15 protein-coding genes are annotated in these 18319 nt (G+C 74.4%); 8 read left to right on the forward strand and 7 right to left on the reverse strand.

The annotated features are described in order from the left end of the window. Nucleotides 1-41 precede the first annotated feature (41 nt). The 3 genes from DMH08_RS31550 to DMH08_RS31560 form a co-directional block, all read right to left on the reverse strand. Nucleotides 42-992 carry an acyl-ACP desaturase gene (locus tag DMH08_RS31550; RefSeq protein ID WP_051301072.1) on the reverse strand — a complete coding sequence of 317 codons (951 nt, stop codon included), beginning with the start codon at nucleotides 990-992 and terminating at the stop codon, nucleotides 42-44. 185 nt (nucleotides 993-1177) lie between these two features. Then, nucleotides 1178-1945: an SDR family NAD(P)-dependent oxidoreductase gene (locus tag DMH08_RS31555; protein ID WP_125619627.1), complete on the reverse strand. Its 768-nt coding sequence runs from the start codon at nucleotides 1943-1945 to the stop codon at nucleotides 1178-1180. A gap of 65 nt (nucleotides 1946-2010) precedes the next feature. Beyond that, nucleotides 2011-2658 (reverse strand): NADPH-dependent F420 reductase, encoded by a 648-nt coding sequence (locus tag DMH08_RS31560; RefSeq protein ID WP_125619629.1) that lies wholly within the window; start codon nucleotides 2656-2658, stop codon nucleotides 2011-2013. Between the two features lie 84 nt (nucleotides 2659-2742). On the opposite strand from DMH08_RS31560, the gene DMH08_RS31565 reads away from it, so the two are divergent. Next, nucleotides 2743-3129: a winged helix-turn-helix transcriptional regulator gene (locus DMH08_RS31565; protein ID WP_026403892.1), complete on the forward strand. Its 387-nt coding sequence runs from the start codon at nucleotides 2743-2745 to the stop codon at nucleotides 3127-3129. Here DMH08_RS31565 and DMH08_RS31570 read toward each other — a convergent pair. Continuing rightward, nucleotides 3116-3898, reverse strand: coding sequence for an enoyl-CoA hydratase/isomerase family protein (locus DMH08_RS31570; protein ID WP_026403893.1), 783 nt, complete (start codon nucleotides 3896-3898; stop codon nucleotides 3116-3118). The two genes, DMH08_RS31565 and DMH08_RS31570, sit on opposite strands and share 14 nt — an antisense overlap. A gap of 120 nt (nucleotides 3899-4018) precedes the next feature. Here DMH08_RS31570 and DMH08_RS42010 point away from each other — a divergent pair, with 120 nt between their 5' ends. Then, the gene (locus tag DMH08_RS42010) at nucleotides 4019-8458 is read left to right on the forward strand and encodes an SNF2-related protein (RefSeq protein ID WP_125619631.1); all 4440 of its coding nucleotides are present in this window, start codon (nucleotides 4019-4021) and stop codon (nucleotides 8456-8458) included. Next, the gene (locus tag DMH08_RS31580) at nucleotides 8458-9237 is read left to right on the forward strand and encodes an SWIM zinc finger family protein (protein ID WP_034519402.1); all 780 of its coding nucleotides are present in this window, start codon (nucleotides 8458-8460) and stop codon (nucleotides 9235-9237) included. The genes DMH08_RS42010 and DMH08_RS31580 overlap by 1 nt, the downstream gene beginning before the upstream one ends. 20 nt (nucleotides 9238-9257) lie before the next feature. Here DMH08_RS31580 and DMH08_RS31585 read toward each other — a convergent pair whose 3' ends face one another. Both DMH08_RS31585 and DMH08_RS31590 read right to left on the reverse strand, forming a co-directional pair. Next, complete coding sequence (locus tag DMH08_RS31585) at nucleotides 9258-11135, reverse strand: serine/threonine-protein kinase (protein WP_125619633.1); 1878 nt, start codon at nucleotides 11133-11135, stop codon at nucleotides 9258-9260. 320 nt (nucleotides 11136-11455) lie between these two features. Next, a complete protein-coding gene (locus DMH08_RS31590; protein WP_026403895.1) occupies nucleotides 11456-12295 on the reverse strand; it encodes a M55 family metallopeptidase in 840 nt (279 codons plus the stop codon). A gap of 220 nt (nucleotides 12296-12515) precedes the next feature. Between DMH08_RS31590 and DMH08_RS31595 the strand changes: the two genes are divergently transcribed. Genes DMH08_RS31595 through DMH08_RS31610 form a run of 4 tightly spaced genes read left to right on the forward strand, consistent with a single transcriptional unit; the run spans nucleotide 12516 to nucleotide 15135 of the window. After that, nucleotides 12516-13406: an ABC transporter ATP-binding protein gene (locus DMH08_RS31595; RefSeq protein ID WP_051301074.1), complete on the forward strand. Its 891-nt coding sequence runs from the start codon at nucleotides 12516-12518 to the stop codon at nucleotides 13404-13406. Continuing rightward, nucleotides 13403-14260 (forward strand): ABC transporter permease, encoded by an 858-nt coding sequence (locus DMH08_RS31600; RefSeq protein WP_125619635.1) that lies wholly within the window; start codon nucleotides 13403-13405, stop codon nucleotides 14258-14260. The genes DMH08_RS31595 and DMH08_RS31600 overlap by 4 nt, the downstream gene beginning before the upstream one ends. Nucleotides 14261-14284: 24 nt before the next feature. After that, nucleotides 14285-14524, forward strand: coding sequence for a helix-turn-helix transcriptional regulator (locus tag DMH08_RS31605; protein WP_051301075.1), 240 nt, complete (start codon nucleotides 14285-14287; stop codon nucleotides 14522-14524). Then, entirely contained in the window at nucleotides 14521-15135 is a 615-nt protein-coding gene (locus tag DMH08_RS31610) for a hypothetical protein (protein WP_125619637.1), read from the forward strand. Before DMH08_RS31605 ends, DMH08_RS31610 begins: the two co-directional genes overlap by 4 nt. Here DMH08_RS31610 and glgP read toward each other — a convergent pair. Next, the gene (glgP, locus tag DMH08_RS31615) at nucleotides 15132-17726 is read right to left on the reverse strand and encodes an alpha-glucan family phosphorylase (protein WP_026403898.1); all 2595 of its coding nucleotides are present in this window, start codon (nucleotides 17724-17726) and stop codon (nucleotides 15132-15134) included. The genes DMH08_RS31610 and glgP overlap by 4 nt on opposite strands. Nucleotides 17727-18147: 421 nt before the next feature. Between glgP and DMH08_RS31620 the strand changes: the two genes are divergently transcribed. Next, on the forward strand, nucleotides 18148-18319 hold a 172-nt coding region (locus DMH08_RS31620), incomplete at its 3' end, for a maltotransferase domain-containing protein (protein WP_125619639.1).

Here is an 18319-nt window from a genome sequence, read left to right on the forward strand (position 1 = left end):
GCGGGTCGCGGCGGGACGGCCGGGGGCCGGGCCGGGGCGCGTCAGGACTCGCGGGCGGCCCTCCGGGCGCGGCGCTCCTCGCGGCGGGTCTCGAACTTGGTCGCGGCGGCGTCGAGCTGCGCCAGGAAGTCGTTCAGCTCGTCGCGGGCCTTGTCGCCGTCGCCGGTCAGGTCGGTGCGGTCCCACACCTTCCACTTGCGCAGCACCGGGACGAGGACGTCGTCGTGGTGCAGGCGCAGGTCGTAGATGCCGGCGTTCGCGATGATCACGGACTTCTTGAGGAACCCCTCGATGCCGGTGCCGGGCATCTCGAACGCCTTGACGACGTCGGTGATCGCCCGCATCGTCTCGTTCGGCGCGATCTCCAGCGCGGCGCCCAGCAGGTTCCGGTAGAAGATCATGTGCAGGTTCTCGTCGGCGGCGATGCGGGCCATCATCTGCTCGCAGACCGGGTCGCCGGACGCCTTGCCGGTGTTGCGGTGGGAGACGCGGGTGGCCAGCTCCTGGAACGAGACGTACGCCGTGCCGTGCAGGAACGAGTCGCCGTGCGTGGCCGCGTAGCCCTGCTCCATGTGGTGCATGCGGGCACGCTCGAGCGCGACCGGGTCGACGGCGCGGGTGACGGTGAGGTAGTCGCGCAGGACGATGCCGTGCCGGTTCTCCTCGGCCGTCCACCGGTTGACCCAGGCGCCCCAGGCGCCCTCCTGGCCGAAGACGGTCGCGATCGCGTTGTGGTAGCCGGGCAGGTTGTCCTCGGTGAGGAGGTTGACGATCAGCGACTCGCGGGCCTCCTGGCTGAGCTTGGACTGCTCCAGCGACCACTCCTCGCCGCCGAGGGGGCCGTCGAAGTCGCGGCCCTCGCTCCACGGCACGTACTGGTGCGGGAACCACTCCTTGGCCATCGACAGGTGGCGGTCCAGCTCCTTCTCAACGACCTGCTCGAGCTCGAGCAGGAGGCCGTGCTGGAACTTCGTCTCGGGGCTCTCGGACATGCGCTTCCTCGCTCCTAACTTACCCAACCGTAGGTTTCGATGGTCGCGAGTCCGCGGTACCGCCGTCAAGTAACTCCGGGAACAATCAACCGCGCGCGACTTTTGTAGACCCGGACGAAACGCGAGCCCCGCCTTTGCCGCTCACGGCAAACCGCCGCTCGGGGACGCTCCGTCCGGGACCCGCCTCACTGCGTGTCGGCGGCCTGCTTCCACATCCGGCCGGCCGCCGCCCGCAGCAGCGGCCGGGGCAGGATCCGCAGCGCGGGCATCACCGCCTTGTACTGGGCGCCGGGGACGCACAGCGCCCGCCCGGCCGCGACCGCCTCCAGCCCGGCGCGGGCCACGGCGTCGCGCCGCAGCCACAGCAGGTTCGCGGCCGACTCCTCGTCCGTCCGCGTGAACCCGGGGCACAGCGCCGTCACGTGCACGCCCTTCTCCGCGACCTCCGCGTGCAGGCTCTCCGAGAAGGACGCCACGTACGCCTTCGTCGCACCGTACGTCGCGCTGCCCGGCGACGGCGCGAACCCGGCGACCGACGCGACGTTCAGCACCCCGCCGCGGCCGCGCTCCACCATCCCCGGCAGCGCCGCGCGCGTCAGCCGGACCAGCGCGGTCACGTTCAGCTCGATCTGCGCGAGCTGGTTCTCCAGCGGCTCCTCCGCGAACGCGCCGAACGCGCCGTACCCGGCGTTGTTCACGAGCAGCTCGACCGGCGCGTCGCGGAGCCGCCGCTCGACCTCGCCGCGCCGCTCCGGGTCGGTGAGGTCGGCCGCGAGGACCTCCACCCCGACCCGGTACCGCTCGACGAGCTCGCGCGCCAGGCCGTCCAGCAGGCCGGTCCGGCGCGCGACGAGCACGAGGTCGGCGCCCCGCTCGGCGAGGAGCCGCGCGAAGCTCTCACCGATCCCGCTGGACGCGCCCGTCACGAGCGCCGTTCGGTACGCCTGCCGCATGGGCGCCGAGCCTATCGGGCGATCTTCGTCCGGCCGCGGGAGACGCGCGAAATGGGCGCACCGCGCTACCGCGGCGCGCCCATGAACGCGACCGGGGGGACCATCGCGGCCGGGTCCTCGCCCGCGGCCAGCAGCCCGACGGTGAACGCCGCCGCGGCCTCCAGCAGCGCGGCGCGCGCCAGGCTCCCGCCGCGCATCGGGACGCACCCGAGGTCGCGCACCAGTCCCCCGACCGTCTCCAGGGCGTCCTCGTCGTCGCCGCACAGCGGCACCCCGAGCGGGCGCCCCCCGAACACCGGCGGCGTCATCCGCCACACGGGATCGGGGCACAGGGTGAACGCCTTGACGACCCGCGCGCCCGACGCGTCCGCGATCCGGCGCGCCGCCGACGGGCCGCCGTCCGTCAGCAGCGCCTCGAACGGCGGCGCCATCGGGTTCGTGCAGTCGATCAGCACCCGCCCGGCGAGGACGCCCTCCGCCGCGCCCGCGCCGCGCAGCGCGTCCATCGCCCCGCCGTGGGCGACGGCGAGCAGGACCGCCTCGCCGAACTCCGCCGCGTCCCGGAGCCCGCCGCCCGCGCACCCGAGCCGCCCGGCGAGCGCCGCCGCCCGCGCGGGCGTCCGCGCGCCGATCCGCACGTCGTGCCCCGCCCGCACCCACTGCCCCGCCAGCGCGTCCGCCATGTTCCCCGCGCCCAGCACACCGATCCGCATGCCGTCCTCCTCCGGTCGACTACCGTCGGACGGGACGCTAGGCGAACCGTTCCGCACCATCCGGTTCGTATCGGAAGAGGCAGGATGTCGGGCGAGACCATGGACGACTTCACCGCCGACTGCCGGACCCGGCTCGGCCTCGATCTGCTCTCCGGCACCTGGACGGGCGTCGTGCTGTGGACGCTGCGGGACGGCCCGATGCGCCCCGGCGACCTGCGGGAGCGGATCGGCGGCATCAGCCACAAGGTCCTCACCCAGACGCTGCGGCGCCTCGAGGCGAACGGCCTGGTGGCGCGCCGCCGCTACGCCGAGGCGCCGCCGCGCGTCGAGTACGGGCTGACCGGCCCCGGCCGCGGGCTGATCGAGCCGCTCGCCGCGCTCGGCCGGTGGACCGAGCGCTACGCCGACGAGGTGCTCGACGCCCGAGCCGCCCGCGAACGGGACGCGCCCGGCGGGCTCAGCGGCCGGTGAACTTCGCCTTCCCCGGGCCCTCCTCCATGAAGCTCTTCATGCCGTTCGCCTGGTCCTCGGTCGCGAACAGCGCCGAGAACTGGACGCGCTCGATCTCCAGGCCCGTGTCCAGCCCGACCTCGAGGCCCGCGTCGATCGCCTGCTTCGCGGCGCGCAGCGCGACCGCCGGGCCGCCGACGAACGTCGCCGCCCACTCGCGCGCCGCCGCGTGCACGTCCGCGTCGGGGACGACCCGGTCGACGAGCCCGATCGCGAGCGCCTCGTCCGCCCGGACGTGCCGCCCGGAGAAGACCAGGTCCTTGGCCTTCGCCGGGCCCACCAGCCGGGCGAGCCGCTGCGTGCCGCCCGCGCCGGGGATGATGCCGAGCTGGATCTCCGGCTGCCCCACTTTCGCGCCCTCGCCCATCACCCGGAAGTCGGCGGCCAGCGCGACCTCCAGGCCGCCGCCGAGCGCGTACCCGGTGATCGCCGCGATGACCGGCTTGGGGATGCCCGCGAGGGCCTTGGTGAAGTTCTGCAGCAGATGGGAGTGGCCCGCCGACATCTCCGCCGCCGACATCGCGGCCATCTCCTTGATGTCCGCGCCCGCCGCGAACACCTTCTCCCCGCCGTACAGGACGACCGCCGCCACGTCGGCGTCCTCGGTCACGACGCGCGCCGCGTCGGCCAGCTCCCGCTGCATCGCCGCGTTCAGCGCGTTCATCTTCGGACGGTCCAGCCTGATCGTCGCGACGCCGTCCTCGACCTCGACCCGTACGAACTCGCCCACGAACGCCTCCATGCTCCGGATGACCACGACGTCCCGAACCTAACAAGCCTCCCGCCCCGCCGCGGCGGCCCCCGCCGCCGTCGGCCGTCCCGTCGCACCCCGCTGGTAACTTCGGTGTCCATGCTCGTCGGACACGCCACCTGGCACGGCGGTGCGCTGTGCCTGTGGGCCGAGCGCACCGGCCCGCACGAGCCGTCCGGGGACGTCCACCCGTTCGCCGCCCGCGACTTCACCGGCACCTCCTACGAGCCGCTCGTCCGCGGCGCCGCCCGGGTCGAGCTCGCCCTCACGCTGCCCACCGCCGGCGACCACCCGCTGCCGTCGGCCGAGCTCGGGCCCGAACCGGTGTCCGGCGCGCCGGAGCTGCGGCCGTGGCGCGTCCCCGCGCTGGTTTTGGAGCCGTTCCCGGCGATGGCGCTGCTGCAGGCGGCCGAGCACGGCGCCGACGTGATCCCCGGCACCGACCTGCGGTTCCTGTGCCTGCTCGCCGAGGAGGCGGTGTCCCTCGCCGAACGCGGCCACGTGCTGCCCGCGCTGCTGCGCGAGGACGGCGACCTGGTGGCCCGCTGGCGGCCCGTCCTGGACGACCCCGCGCGGTTCCGCGCGCTCGTCCGGGCGATGCCCGCCGCGTGCCGCGCCGCCGACGGCGGCCGCCCCGCCGCGCACGTCCTGCGCGAGGCGCTGTCCGGGCTCGTCGACACGGCCGTCCGGGGCGTCGTCCCGCACCCCCTGCTGCCCGCCCGGCGCGGGGCGGTCCCCGACCGCCTGCCGCTCGCCGAACGCTGGGTGGCGGCGCTCACCGGCCCGTCCGCCGAGGTCGCCCGCGAGCCCCGCGACGACCCCGACGAGCTGATCGCCGAACTGGACGCGTGGGCCGCCGCCGCGCGCCGTCCGTCCGGGCCCCTGCGGGTCTGCTTCCGGCTCGCCGAACCGGGCGCGGACGAGTACGACACCGGCGAGTCGCGGGAGCCGCGCGGCGACGACGCGTGGCGCGTCGAGTTCGCCCTCCAGGGCACCGACGACCCGAGCCTGTACGTCCCGGCGTCGCTCGTGTGGGCGGGCGACGCCCCCACCATCGCGGACGCCGAGGAGACGCTGCTCACCGGCCTCGGCCGCGCGCTGCGCCTGTTCCCCGACCTCGCGCCCGCCCTCGACTCCCCCGTGCCGGACGGGCTCGCCCTCGACACCGCGGGCGCGTTCCGGTTCCTGCGGGAGGCCGCGCCGATGCTGGCCGCCGCGGGGTTCGGCGTCCTGCTGCCGCAGTGGGCGGGCAAGGCGAAGCTCGGGATGAAGCTCACCACCCGCGCCGAGGACCCGGAGGCGTCGTCCGGCGCGGCGGCCCCGTCGGGCTTCGACCTCAAGGCCATGGTCGACTTCCGCTGGGACCTGGCGATCGGCGACGCGACCGTCGACGAGGACGAGCTGGAGGAGCTGGCCCGGCTGAAGACGCCGCTCGTCCGGCTGCGCGGCCAGTGGGTGGAGCTCGACCGCGAGCAGCTCGAGGCGGCCCTGGACTTCCTGCGGCAGCCCCGGCGGGGCCGGATGCCGGCCGCCGAGGCGATCCGCGCCATCGTCCACGCGGGCGACGACGCCCTCCCGCTCGTCGGCGTCGACGCCGACGGCGCGTTCGGCGACCTGCTCTCCGGCGAGGCCGACCGCCGCCTCACCCCCATGCGCACCCCGGACGGGTTCAACGGAACGCTCCGGCCGTTCCAGGAGCGCGGTCTGGCCTGGCTGAACTTCCTCAACGAGATCGGCCTCGGCGGCATCCTCGCGGACTCCATGGGCCTCGGGAAGTGCATAGGCAAGGACGAGTTCGTCTACGTCAACGGAGCCCTGCTCAAGGCGAAGGACATCTGGGCCCGTTACGCGACCTCCCTCGACCCGGACGGGGAAGGCGTATGGTCGCTCCCGGCCGAGCCGCTGACGGTGAACTCCATGGCCAAGGACGGACGCATCGTTCCGTCCGCGATCACGCGTCTCTACCGGCAGCACGTCCACGAGAAGGTGCGGAAAATCTCGCTGGACGACGGCAGCGAAATAATCGTCACCCGGCGGCACCGCCTCCTGGGTCTCGACGACTGGAGCCGCGACATCCGGCCCGGCACGCGGGTGTGCGTGCCCGCTCGCCTGGTGCACGAGGGCGCCCCGGTGGACCCCGACCTGACCGTGCTCCTCGCGTGGCAGATCGCCGAGGGCCACGAAGCCGCGCACTCCGGCACGGTGATCACCCAGAAGGACGAGCGCGTCCTCCACGACCTGCACGCCCGGCTCCTCCGCATCGCCGAGCGCCACGGGATCCGCCTGACCCCTCCGAAGGTCGTCCCCGGCGACGGCGGTAGGGCCGCGTACCTGCGCTGGAGCGGCATCGCGTACAGGCACTTCCTCGAGGAGCACGGATACCGCTGGGGAGGGGTCTCGGCGCACAAGCGGATCCCCGAGCGCATCATGGCGGCGGACGACGCCACCGTGCGCCTGTTCCTGCGCCACTACTTCGCGGCGGAGTCCTCGGTCACCGTCACCGGGCGGCTCGTCGAGGTCTCCTCCGCGTCGGTCTGGGTCATCCGGCAGCTCGGCGCGATGCTCCGGCGTTTCGGCGTCTGGCTCCGCGTCTCCACGTCATGGAAGTGCGCGACCAACGGCACGGGAACCAAGCGTCCCTACCGGGTCGGTCGGATCGGCGGTTCGAGCCTGCGCCGGTTCGCCGAACTGGTCGGAATCGCCGACGAGGCCAAACAGTCCCGTCTGGAGCAGATCTGCGCCCTCTCCCCCAACACCAACGTCGAAGGTGTTCCAGGGAGCGATCTGCTGAAGCGGGCGCAGGAGCTGACCGGCCTCCCGATGCGGCACTTCGGCGTGAACCCCGTCTACTTCTCCGGCACCCAAGAGCCGTCCAAGAGGACCGCTCTGGAAGCCGTAGGCGGATTCGACCGCATCCTGTCCGGCGAGGCAGAGGCCCACTACGCGAGCCTCGGGCGGAGCCGTTGGACGGCCCGGACCCTCGCCGCTTACGAGAGGCTCGACCGGGCCGCCCTCCGGCGCCTCCGGGACCGGTTGGAGAACCGCGCGACGCGCGAGGTCTTCTACGCCACCGTGACCTCGGTCGAGGAGATCGACTACGAGGGCTACGTCTACGACTTCGAGGTCGCCGACCACCACAACTACATCGCCGAAGGCATCGTGTGCCACAACACGGCCCAGACGCTGGCGCTCCTCGTCGCGGAACGGGGCGGCGACGCGGAGCGCGACGGCGACGCGGAGCGCGACGGCGGGCGCCGTCCGGGACCGACACTGCTCATCGGGCCGATGTCGCTGGTGGGGAACTGGGAGCGGGAGGCGGCGCGGTTCGCGCCGAAGCTGCGCGTGTACGTGCACCACGGGACGTCCCGGCACCGCGGGGACGACGTGGCGCGCGCCGCGGCCGAGGCCGACCTGGTGCTGACCACGTACGGGACGGCGGCGCGGGACGCCGAGGCGCTCGCGGCGGTCGGGTGGGAGCGGGTCGTCTGCGACGAGGCGCAGGCGCTGAAGAACAGCGGGACGCGGCAGGCGCGGGCGGTGCGGAGCATCCCGGCGCGCAGCCGGATCGCGCTGACCGGCACGCCGGTCGAGAACCACCTGACCGAACTGTGGTCGATCATGGAGTTCGCGAACCCGGGGCTGCTCGGGCCGCGGGCGGAGTTCCGGCGGCGGTTCGCGGTGCCGATCGAGCGGGAGGGGGACGAGCGGGCGGCGGCGGCGCTGAAGCGGGCCACGCAGCCGTTCGTCCTGCGCCGCCTCAAGACCGACAAGTCGATCATCTCGGACCTGCCGGAGAAGCAGGAGATCAAGGTCTACTGCAACCTGACGGCCGAGCAGGCGTCGCTGTACCGGGCGACCGTGGACGACATGCTCGCGCAGATCGCCGAGGCGGACGAGAAGCAGCGGCGCGGGCTCGTCCTCGCGACGATGGCGAAGCTCAAGCAGGTCTGCAACCATCCGGCGCAGCTCCTCAAGGACGGCTCGCGGCTGCCGGGCCGGTCGGGGAAGCTGGAGCGGCTCGAGGAGATCTGCGCCGAGATCGTCGAGCAGGGCGAGAAGGCGCTCGTGTTCACGCAGTACGCCGAGTTCGGGTCGATGCTCCAGCCGTACCTGGCGGCGCACCTCGAACGCCCCGTCCTGTGGCTGCACGGCGGGACGTCCAAGCAGGCGCGCGACGACCTGGTGCGCCATTTCCAGGACGATCCCGAACCGGCGGTGTTCCTGCTGTCGCTGAAGGCGGCCGGGACGGGCCTGACGCTGACGGCCGCGAACCACGTCGTGCACGTCGACCGCTGGTGGAACCCGGCCGTCGAGGACCAGGCCACCGACCGGGCGTTCCGCATCGGGCAGACCCGCAACGTGCAGGTCCGCAAGTTCATCTGCGCGGGGACGATGGAGGAGCGCGTGGACGAGATGATCGAGCGCAAGAAGGCCCTCGCCGAGTCGATCGTCGGCACCGGCGAGGACTGGCTGACCGAGCTGTCGGTCGCCGAACTGCGGGACGTCCTGCGGCTCGACCCGGGGGCGGTGAGCGGCTGATGGACGTTCCGGGCGACGGGCTCCGGGCCCGCAACCGGCGCGGGTCGATCGGCGAGCGGTGGTGGTCGCGGCGGTTCATCGACCTCGTCGAGTCGTTCGCCGACCAGGGCCGCCTCGCGCGCGGCCGGACGTACGCGCGCAAGGGCAACGTGACGGACCTGAAGGTCGCGGCGTACGAGGTGACCGCGAAGGTGCACGGTTCGGCGCCCGAGCCGTACACGGTGGCGCTCGGCATCGAGGCGATCGACGCGGCGGGCTGGCGGGCGGCCGAGGCGGAGCTGGCGTCCCGCGCGGTGTTCCGGGCGCGGCTCCTCGCGGGCGAGATGCCCCCGGAGATCGAGTGGGTGTTCGCCGAGCTGGGGCTGGCGCTGTTCCCCGGGTCGGCGGCCGACCTGCACCTGATGTGCGACTGCCCCGACTGGGGCGACCCGTGCAAGCACGCGGCGGCCGTCCTCTACCTGCTGGCGGAGGCGTTCGACGACGACCCGTTCCTGATCCTGGAGTGGAACGGGCGGGGGCGGGACGCGCTGCTGGCGGCGCTCCGCCGGGGTGCGGCCACCGAGCCGGACCCGCTGGAGATGGACGACGAGCCGCTGGCGGCGGACGGGTTCTGGACGGCGCCGTCGGGGCTCGCGCGGCTCCGCGAGCGCCGCGCGGCACCGCCCGTCCCGCCCGGGTTCGTGCTGCGGGTCGCGGCGCCGCCGCCGGTCAGGGTGCGGCGCCGCCCGCTCGCGGACGTGCTGGCGCCCGCGTACGAGGCGCTCGCCGGGGAGGACTGAGCCCGCGGGACGCGGCCGGGTCAGGCGCGCCGCAGCGCGCCCGCCTGCCCCGTTTCCGGGACCTCCCAGAAGAGGGTTCCGTCGGCGCGCGGGGTGAGCTTCTGCAAGCCCGCCAGGGCGCACTCGGACCTGGGGGTGAGCAGGCGGCTCGAGTAGACCAGGATGTCGTCCTCGGCGGACACCAGCACGGCCATGGCCTCGCACGGGGCCCGGCCGTCGCCGGAGACAGTGATCTTGACGGCTTCGGTCCCAACGGTGCCGGCGGTCAGCTCGAACCGCTTGCGGGACGGGTCCGGGTCGTTCGCCGTGGGCCGTCCGACGGTCCCCTCCCAGGTCCCCCGGTGCCGCTCGGGGATGTCGCCGCGCCGGGCGGGGGTGAGCACGCCGGAGGCGTCGCCGTCCCGCCAGCGGACGCGCTCCCCTTCGCGGGCGAGGGTGATCTCCGTGCGCTCCGCGCATCCGCCGGGGACCGCGCGGGTCCGGCGGACGTCCAGGCCGACGGTGGGGCCGCCGTACAGCAGCCGTCCCTCGTACTCGCACAGGATGTCCTCGCCGACCGACAGGAGCATGACGACGGGGTCGCCGACCTCGCCCTGCGCGACGGTGAAGCGCCGGATGCGGGACGTGGCGCTCGCGGTGCCGCCCTCCCAGGTGCCGATCAGCTCGCGGGGGATCTCTCCGGGCTCGTCGGGCGTGCCCCCGCCGCTCGCGCTCCTGCCGGTCGCGGTCCCGGACGGCGCCGGGCCGCCGGAGCGCCCGTCCGCGCGCGCGTCGCCGCCGCCGGGGCCTTCGCCCCGCGCGAGGACGAACGCCAGCGCCACCGCGACGACGGCGGCCGCCGCCGCGGCGCCCATCGCGAGGTAGAGCGGCGCCCGCGGGCGCGGCGGCGCGGCCGTGTCGGTCCGCCCGGGCGGCGGGCCCGGCGGCGGACCGGGCGGCGGGCCCGGCGGCGGACCGGGCGGCGGGCCCGGCGGCGGGCCGGGCGGCGGTGCGGGGAGGGCGGGCGCGGCCGGGGCGTGGGGTTCGGCGTGGGGGTCCTCGAAGTCGAGGAGGCGGGCGGCGTGGCGGCCCAGGTCCGCGACGACGGCGGCCGGGAGCCAGGTGTCCCCGGACGGGTCGGCGAGGAGCTCGTCGAGCGCGGGCCGCGCGTCCGGCTCCTTGGCCAGGCAGCGCTCGATCAGGTCGCGGAGGGGCCCGTCGACGCCGTCGAGGTCGGGCGCCTCGAACACGAGCCGGTACAGCCGGACGTCGGCGGCGCCGTCGAACGGGAGCCGTCCGGTCGCGGCGAACGCCAGCACCGCGCCGAGCGAGAAGACGTCGGCCGCCGGGGTGAGCGGCGTGCCGCGCACCTGCTCGGGGGACATGAACCCCGGCGAGCCGACGAGCACGCCCGTCCGGGTGGCGACGTCTCCGTCGCTCGAGCGGGCGATGCCGAAGTCGATGAGCCGGGGCCCGTCGATCGTGACGAGCACGTTCGTCGGTTTCACGTCGCGGTGGATCAGGCCGTGGCCGTGGACGGCCCGCAGCGCCCGCGCGAGCCCGTCGGCCAGGGCGCGGACGGACGCCTCGGGCAGCGGCCCGCGCGCGTCGACGACCTCCCGCAGGCTCGGGCCCGGCACGTAGGCCGTCGCGACCCAGGGCGCGTCGGACTCGGTGTCGGCGTCCAGGACGGCCGCGGTCCAGGCGCCGCCGACCTTGCGGGCGGCGGCGACCTCGTGCCGGAACCGGCGCCGGAACTCGGGATCGCGGGCCAGTTCGGGGTGGACGAGCTTCACCGCGACCATCCGGCCGCGCGCGGACCTGCCGAGGAACACCCGGCCCATCCCGCCCGCGCCCAGCCGGGCGATCAGCCGGTACGCCCCGGCGGCACGCGGGTCATCGGGGCCGAGTGCCTCCACGGCGCACCTTTCGTCCGTTGATCGTCTGCGGGCAGGATAAGGCGCGAGCGGCGCCGGCGCGGAGCCGCGCGGCACGACCTCGGTTCCGATCACTCCGGCCCCTATTCTGTCGTGGGCTGACACGAGCCGGTGGCCGAATCGGGAGTTCGCGCGCATGCCGCGAGGGGTCTTCGAGCGCGGCGAGAAGCCGCCGACGCCGTACGAGCGGCTGAGCGAGACGGACCTGCGCAAGACGGCCGGGTCCGAACTGGACGCCCTGCGCAAGCGGCGAGCGCCTCGCGGCGATCGTCCTGTGACCTGGGCGGCCGCCACCGCAGGCACTAGCCGTAGTTGCGGCCCGTGCAGCCGACCTCCCCCGCGATCGTCGCGCAGACGCCGAGCAGGCCGACGACGTCGGCGTAGTCGTCCGTCGTGAGCTCGGTGGTGCGCGGGCCGGCGAGGCGGACGCCCGGGATGACCGCGCACGACTGCGCGATCGCCGTCGCGTTCCACTCGACCGCGAGGGTGTAGGGCGCGGGGACGGTGAGCTGCGGCCACCGTTCGTCCCGCAGTGAGCGCAGCGCGGTCTCGTAGATGCGCTCCTGCGCGCGCGCCGGCGGGATCAGTTCGGCGGCGTACCGGTCGAGGCCCCGCTTGACGGCGACGGTCGGGACGGCGCCGAGGACGTCCCGCGCCTCGGCGCACGCGGCCTCGTCCCCGGCGACGAGGCCGATCGGGACGCCGAGGGAGCCCGCGTACCCGGCCATCAGCCGGATCTCGCCCGCGATCTCCCCGTTGAGGTAGAGGTTCTGGATCTCCCGGCCCATCCACGTGTGGTTGAGGACGCCCCGTTCCGCCCCGGCCCGCGCGTGGTACCCGACGTAGAGCGCGACGTCGAAGCCCGCGTCGAGGCCCTCGCCCATGCGCATGGGCTTGTAGGGGCCCCGGACGAGCGTGCACCGCTCGTCGATGAGGTCGGCGCGCAGGTTGCGGCCGCCGCCGTGCGCGTCGGTGACGACGACGCTCTCGGCCCCGGCGTCGAACGCGGCGCGGACCGCGGCGTTGGCGTCGCCGGTCATCAGCTCGCAGCCGCGCTCGTAGCCGCGCCCGCCCGCGCGCATCTCCTCGGGGTCGGTGAGCCCCGAGACGCCCTCCATGTCGACCGAAACGAAGACCTTCATGACCGCCATGGTGCCCCGGCCGGGCGATCCGCGCACGCGCCCCGAACGGGCGGCCGTCCGCTTCCCGCTGCCGGACCCGGCGTTTCGCCTGCACACGGCGCTGTACGAAGCACGACCGCGCCCCTGCCCCTCGCACTAGTGCGATGGAATGTAGTACTTCTGCTATCTTCTGCAGCAGAAGCACGGCATTTGATCCGAGGTCCACTATGGAGGGGGACGGATGAGCGAGCCGGTGGTGCGGGCCCGCGACCTGCGCATGACGTACGGGCGCACGGAGGTCCTGCGCGGGGTCGACCTGGACGTCGCGGCGGGCGAGGTCGTGACGCTGCTCGGGCCGAACGGGGCGGGCAAGACGACGACCATCGAGATCCTCGAAGGGTTCCGGCTGCGGTCGTCCGGCGACGTCCGGGTGCTCGGGACCGACCCCGGGACGGGCGGCAACGCGTGGCGGGCGCGGCTCGGGATCGTCCTGCAGAACTGGCGGGACCATTCGCGCTGGGGCGCCCGGGAGCTGCTCGCGCACGTCGCGTCGCTGTACGAGCGGCCGCGCGACCCCGACGAGCTGCTGGAAATCATGGGCCTGACCGGGCAGGCCGGGCAGACGGTCTCCCGGCTGTCGGGCGGGCAGCGCCGCCGGCTGGACGTCGCGCTCGGCATCGTCGGCCGCCCCGAGCTGCTCTTCCTGGACGAGCCGACGACCGGGTTCGACCCGCAGGCGCGCCGCGAGTTCCACGAGCTGGTCGAGCGGCTCGCGCGGGACGAGGGCATGGCGGTGCTGCTCACCACGCACGACCTCGCGGAGGCCGAGCGGCTCGCCGACCGGATCGCGGTCCTGGTCGGCGGCGAGGTCAGGGCGTGCGGGACGCCGGCGAGCCTGGCGGCGACCGCGCGGGCGTCGTCGGAGGTCCGCTGGATCGAGGGCGGCGAGCTCCGCGGCGAGCGGACGTCCGACCCGTCGCGGCTCGCGTTCGAGCTGCACCGCAGGTTCGGCGGTCCGGTGCCGGGACTGGAGGTCCGGCGGGCGTCCCTGGAGGACACCTACCTCGGCCTGGTCGCGGGCGGCGGGGACGGCGGGCGATTCACCATCGAGGAGAGCGGGAGGGCGGCGTGAACACCCGGGTCGCGAAGATCGGGCTCCGCCGGGGGCGGGCCGAGTACATGCAGTTCCTGCGCAGCCGGCAGGAGTTCGCCAGCGCGATGATCGGGACGGTCGGCGTCTACCTGGCGCTCGTCCTGTGGCAGGGCGGGCACGACGTGGAGGGCGCGGCGGGCGCGTCGCAGGCCGTGCTGATGACGGCCGGGTTCATCGCGTTCGCGGTGTACACGGCGGGGCTGCTGAACCTCCCGATGTCGATCGCGGCGGACCGCGAGGAGGGGACGCTGCTGCGGATGCGGACGGTCCCGAACGGCATCCCCGCGTACCTGGTCGGGCGCGCGGTGTACGTCCTCGCGCAGATCGCGACGTACGTCGTGCTGATGCTCGCCGCGGGCGCCGCGTTCGGCGGGCTCGACCTGCCCACCGCCGCCGGCGACTGGGTGACGCTGGCGTGGGTGCTCGTCCTCGGCACGCTGTCGGTCGTCCCGCTCGGCGCCGCGCTCGGCGCGCTGCTACCGGGCTCGCGCAACGCGGCCGGCATCCTGTCGCTGCCGATGATGGGCCTGATGCTCGTCTCGGGCGTGATGTTCCCGGTGACGGCGATGCCAGAGCCCGTCCAGTGGGTCGCGCAGGCGTTCCCGCTGTACTGGCAGGGGCTCGGGCTGCGGTCGGTGTTCCTGCCCGACGCGATGCTCGCCGCCGAGATCGGCGGGAGCTGGCGCCTCGCGGAGGCCGCGGCGGTGCTGGGCGCCTGGTCGCTGCTCGGGCTCCTGCTCGCGCCCGTCCTGCTGCTGCGCGCCGCGCGCCGCGAGTCGGGGACGCGGCTGGCGCGGGCCCAGGAGAGGCGCGCCGCGCAGGGCGCGCTCTGAGCGGGTTTGCGGGAGACTGGGGCGGTGGCAGGGGACAAGGAGACCGTCTACAACCGGATCGCGGTGCTGCGCGCCGAGCGGGGCGTGTCGCGCCGCGATCTGGCGAAGGCACTGGGCGTCCACTACCAGACGGTCGGGTACCTGGAGCGCGGCGAGTACAGCCCCAGCCTGCACCTCGCGCTGCGGATCGCGGAATTCTTCGAGGTGCCGGTGGAGGTCGTATTCTCGCTGGCGCCGTTCCCGAGGCTGGGGAGCGCCGGGTGAAGGAGGCGAGAGTGCGGCGGTTGGCCGAACGCTGGGCGAGGACCCAGGAGCAGGGGCTCGAGGAAGACCGCCTGCGGTCCTGGCACCGGACCCGGACGCGCCGGCGCGTCACCGCCGCGGCGGGAGGGCTGGGGCTGGCGATGCCGTGGGCCGGGACGGTCGTGTCGTGGCACCTGGCGCCCAGCGACACCGCCATGTACTGGACGATCGGCCTGTTCATCGGCTACGTCGTGATCGTGGTGCCGGTGTACGGCGCGCTGAACATCGCCACCCGCGGGACGACCTCGCTGGCCGAGGACCGGCTCGACGAGCGGCAGGTCGCCGACCGGCTCCGCGCGTACACGATCGCGCACCGGGCGATGCTCCTGCTGCTGGTCGTCCTCATGCTCGCGGTGCTGGCCGTCGAGGGCGACCGCGACACGTTCATCCCGATGGCCGCGATCGTCACCGGCGTCGTGGCGCTGTTCAGCACGCACCTGGCGCTGCCCGTCCTCGTCGCCGGCTGGCGGCTGCCCGACCCGCCGCCCGACGACGAGGACGAGGACGGCGAGGACGACGACGGCGAGCACGGCGAGCAGGGGCCCGGCGGGCCCGGCGGCGGGGGCCGCTAGCGCAGGTCGCCGTTCGTCATGCCGTGCGGCGCGGGCGGCAGCGCGACCAGCCCCGGCTCGGCCCGTCCCGACAGCCGCGGATGGCTCGGCACGACGCGGACGCTGTAGCCGAACGCGCCGCTGCGGGCGAGCGGGATCTCCCCCGCGTACCGGAGCCGCCCGCCGTCGGCCTTCTCCGCGCCGCCGAGCTCCAGGTAGGCCGGGTCGACGAGCGTGTCGGACGCGTCGACCCGCCCGTAGGCGACCTCGACGGCGACGTCGCCGGGGTCGAGCCCGCCGAGGTCGACCACGACCCGGACCGGCAGCCGCGCGCCGACGTGCGGGCTCTCGTCCCCGCCGCCGTCGACGTGCTCGACGGTGACGCCCGGCCACGCCCGCGCGACCCGCCGCTTCCACGCGGCCAGCTCGCGGGCGCCCGCGTACCCGTCGGCGGCCATCGCGCGCGCCGACCCCGCCGCCGGGGTGTAGTACCGCTCGACGTAGTCGCGGACCATCCGGGTCGCGAGGACCTTCGGGCCGAGGGTCGCGATGGTGTGCTTGACCATCTCCAGCCAGCGGCGCGGCAGCCCGGCGGAGTCGCGGTCGTAGAACGTGACGGCGACGTGGTCCTCGATCAGCTCGTACAGCGCGGCGGCCTCCAGGTCGTCGCGCCGGTCCGGGGCGGCGAGGCCGTCGGCGGACGGGATCGACCAGCCGTTCTGCCCGTCGTACCACTCGTCCCACCAGCCGTCCCGCACCGACAGGTTCAGCGCGCCGTTCAGCGCGGCCTTCATCCCGGACGTGCCGCACGCCTCCAGCGGGCGCAGCGGGTTGTTCATCCACACGTCGCAGCCCTGCACGAGGAGGCGTCCGAGGTCCATGTCGTAGTCGGGCAGGAACACGATGCGGTGCCGGACGTCCTCGGCGTCGGCGAACCGGACGATCTCCTGGATGAGCCGCTTGCCGCCCTCGTCGGCCGGGTGCGCCTTCCCGGCGATGACGATCTGCACGGGGCGCCGCGGGTCCAGCAGGATGCGGCGGAGCCGGGCGGGGTCGCGCATCATCAGCGTGAGCCGCTTGTAGGACGGGACGCGCCGCGCGAACCCGATCGTCAGGACGTCGGGGTCGAGGGCGTCGTCGGTCCAGGACGTCTCGGCCTCGCTCGCGCCGCGCTGCCGCCACGACTCGCGCAGCCGCCGCCGCGCGTCCGCGACGAGGCGGCGGCGCAGCAGGCCCCGCACCCGCCACAGCTCGGTGCCCGGGCGGGACAGGATCTCCTCCCAGCCGCTGCCGGTCTCCACGAGCGACGGGATCTCGCGGGCGGCGAGCTCCTGGATCTCGCGGGCCACCCAGGTGCCCGCGTGGACGCCGTTGGTGATCGACCCGATCGGCACCTCGGCGGTGTCGAACCCGCCCCACAGGCCGCCGAACATCTCCCGGCTGACCCGCCCGTGCAGCTCGCTGACGCCGTTGACGCGCTGCGCGAGCCGCATGCCCATGACGGCCATGTTGAACACGGTCCGGTCGCCGCCCGGGTAGTCCTCGGCGCCGAGCGCGAGGATCCGGTCGACGGGCACCGCCGGTTCCTCGTTCGCCCCGCCGAAGTACCGTCCGACCAGTTCGCGCGGGAACCGGTCGATGCCCGCGGGGACGGGCGTGTGGGTGGTGAACACGGTGCCCGCGCGGGCCGCCTCCAGGGCCTCGTCGAAGGCGAGGCCGTGCTCGGCGACCAGCTCCCGGATGCGTTCCAGGCCGAGGAACCCGGCGTGGCCCTCGTTCGTGTGGAACACCTCGGGGGCCGCGTGCCCGGTGATGCGGCAGTACGCGCGGATCGCGCGGACCCCGCCGATGCCGAGCAGCATCTCCTGCAGCAGCCGGTGGTCGCCGCCGCCCCCGTACAGCCGGTCGGTGACGTCCCGGGCGGACGGCTCGTTCTCCTCGACGTCGGAGTCCAGCAGGAGTTGCGGGACGCGGCCGACGCGGGCGAGCCACACCTGCGCGTGCAGCGGCCCGCCCTTGGGCAGCCCGATGCGGACCCGCACCGGCGAGCCGTCCTTCTCGCGCAGCAGGGTGAGCGGCAGCCCGTTCGGGTCGATCGGCGGGTACCGCTCGAGCTGCCAGCCGTCCGGCGACAGCGACTGCGAGAAGTACCCGTGCCGGTACAGCAGGCCGACCCCGATGATCGGGACGCCGAGGTCGCTGGCGGTCTTCAGGTGGTCGCCCGCCAGGATGCCGAGGCCGCCCGAGTACTGCGGCAGCGCCGCGGTGATGCCGTACTCCGGCGAGAAGTACGCGATGGACGACGGCACGCCGGGCCGCGACTGGTACCAGCGGGGCGCCGTCAGGTACTCGCGCAGCTCCTCGGCGGCGTCCCGGAGGCGGCGCAGGAACCGGCGGTCCTCGGCGAGGCGGTCCAGCCGCTCCGGGGACACCTCGCCGAGCAGCCGGACGGGGTCGTGGTCGACGGCCTTCCACAGCGCGGGATCCACGGCCCGGAACAGGTCGAGCGTCTCGTGGTGCCAGGACCAGCGCAGGTTGAGGACGAGTTCCTCGAGCTGCGTCAGCGGCTCGGGAAGGACGGTGCGGACGGTGAAGCGTCGTATCGCCTTCACGGGTTCCTCCAGGAGATGCCCCGGCCTCCGGACCGGGGAGGAATCCGGACTCCGCGAAGGGGCGTCCGGCCGAAGCCCGAACACCCCGGGTGCGCGCGGTTCCTCAACGAACGGCTCCGTTTCTGCTTCTTCCGGTCTCGAGACGAAACCCGATCATCACCCAGCGTAGCCACAAGGTTCCGCGGCGCGGACGTCACCCGCCGTCACGGTATGCGGACGTCCGGCCGCGGCACGATCGGCGCGAGGCGACCATCCCCTAACCGGATCGCGCCCTTCCTAACGTATGCGTCGAGTGGCGGATCACTTACCCAAAGTTACACAAAGCTACAGGGCGGTAAGCCCGCACTCGCGGGCATGGACGTTTCGATGGCCTCGCACGGGTAGGGGATGCCACATGCACGTCGAGTCCGGAACGTCCCATATGACCGCTTTTCCGGGGCTCGGGTCTCCGGGGATCGGCCGTATACCGATCATGGACGTGGAGCCGGTGGTGGGGTGCGGCCGGTGGCCCGCCAAGGCAGTGGTGGGCGAGACGTTCGAGGTGTCGGCGACGGTGTTCCGCGAGGGGCACGAGATGCTGGGCGCGGCGGTGG

The sequence above is a fragment of the Actinomadura sp. WAC 06369 genome (assembly GCF_003947565.1).
Taxonomy (GTDB): Bacteria; Actinomycetota; Actinomycetes; order Streptosporangiales; family Streptosporangiaceae; genus Spirillospora; species Spirillospora rifamycini.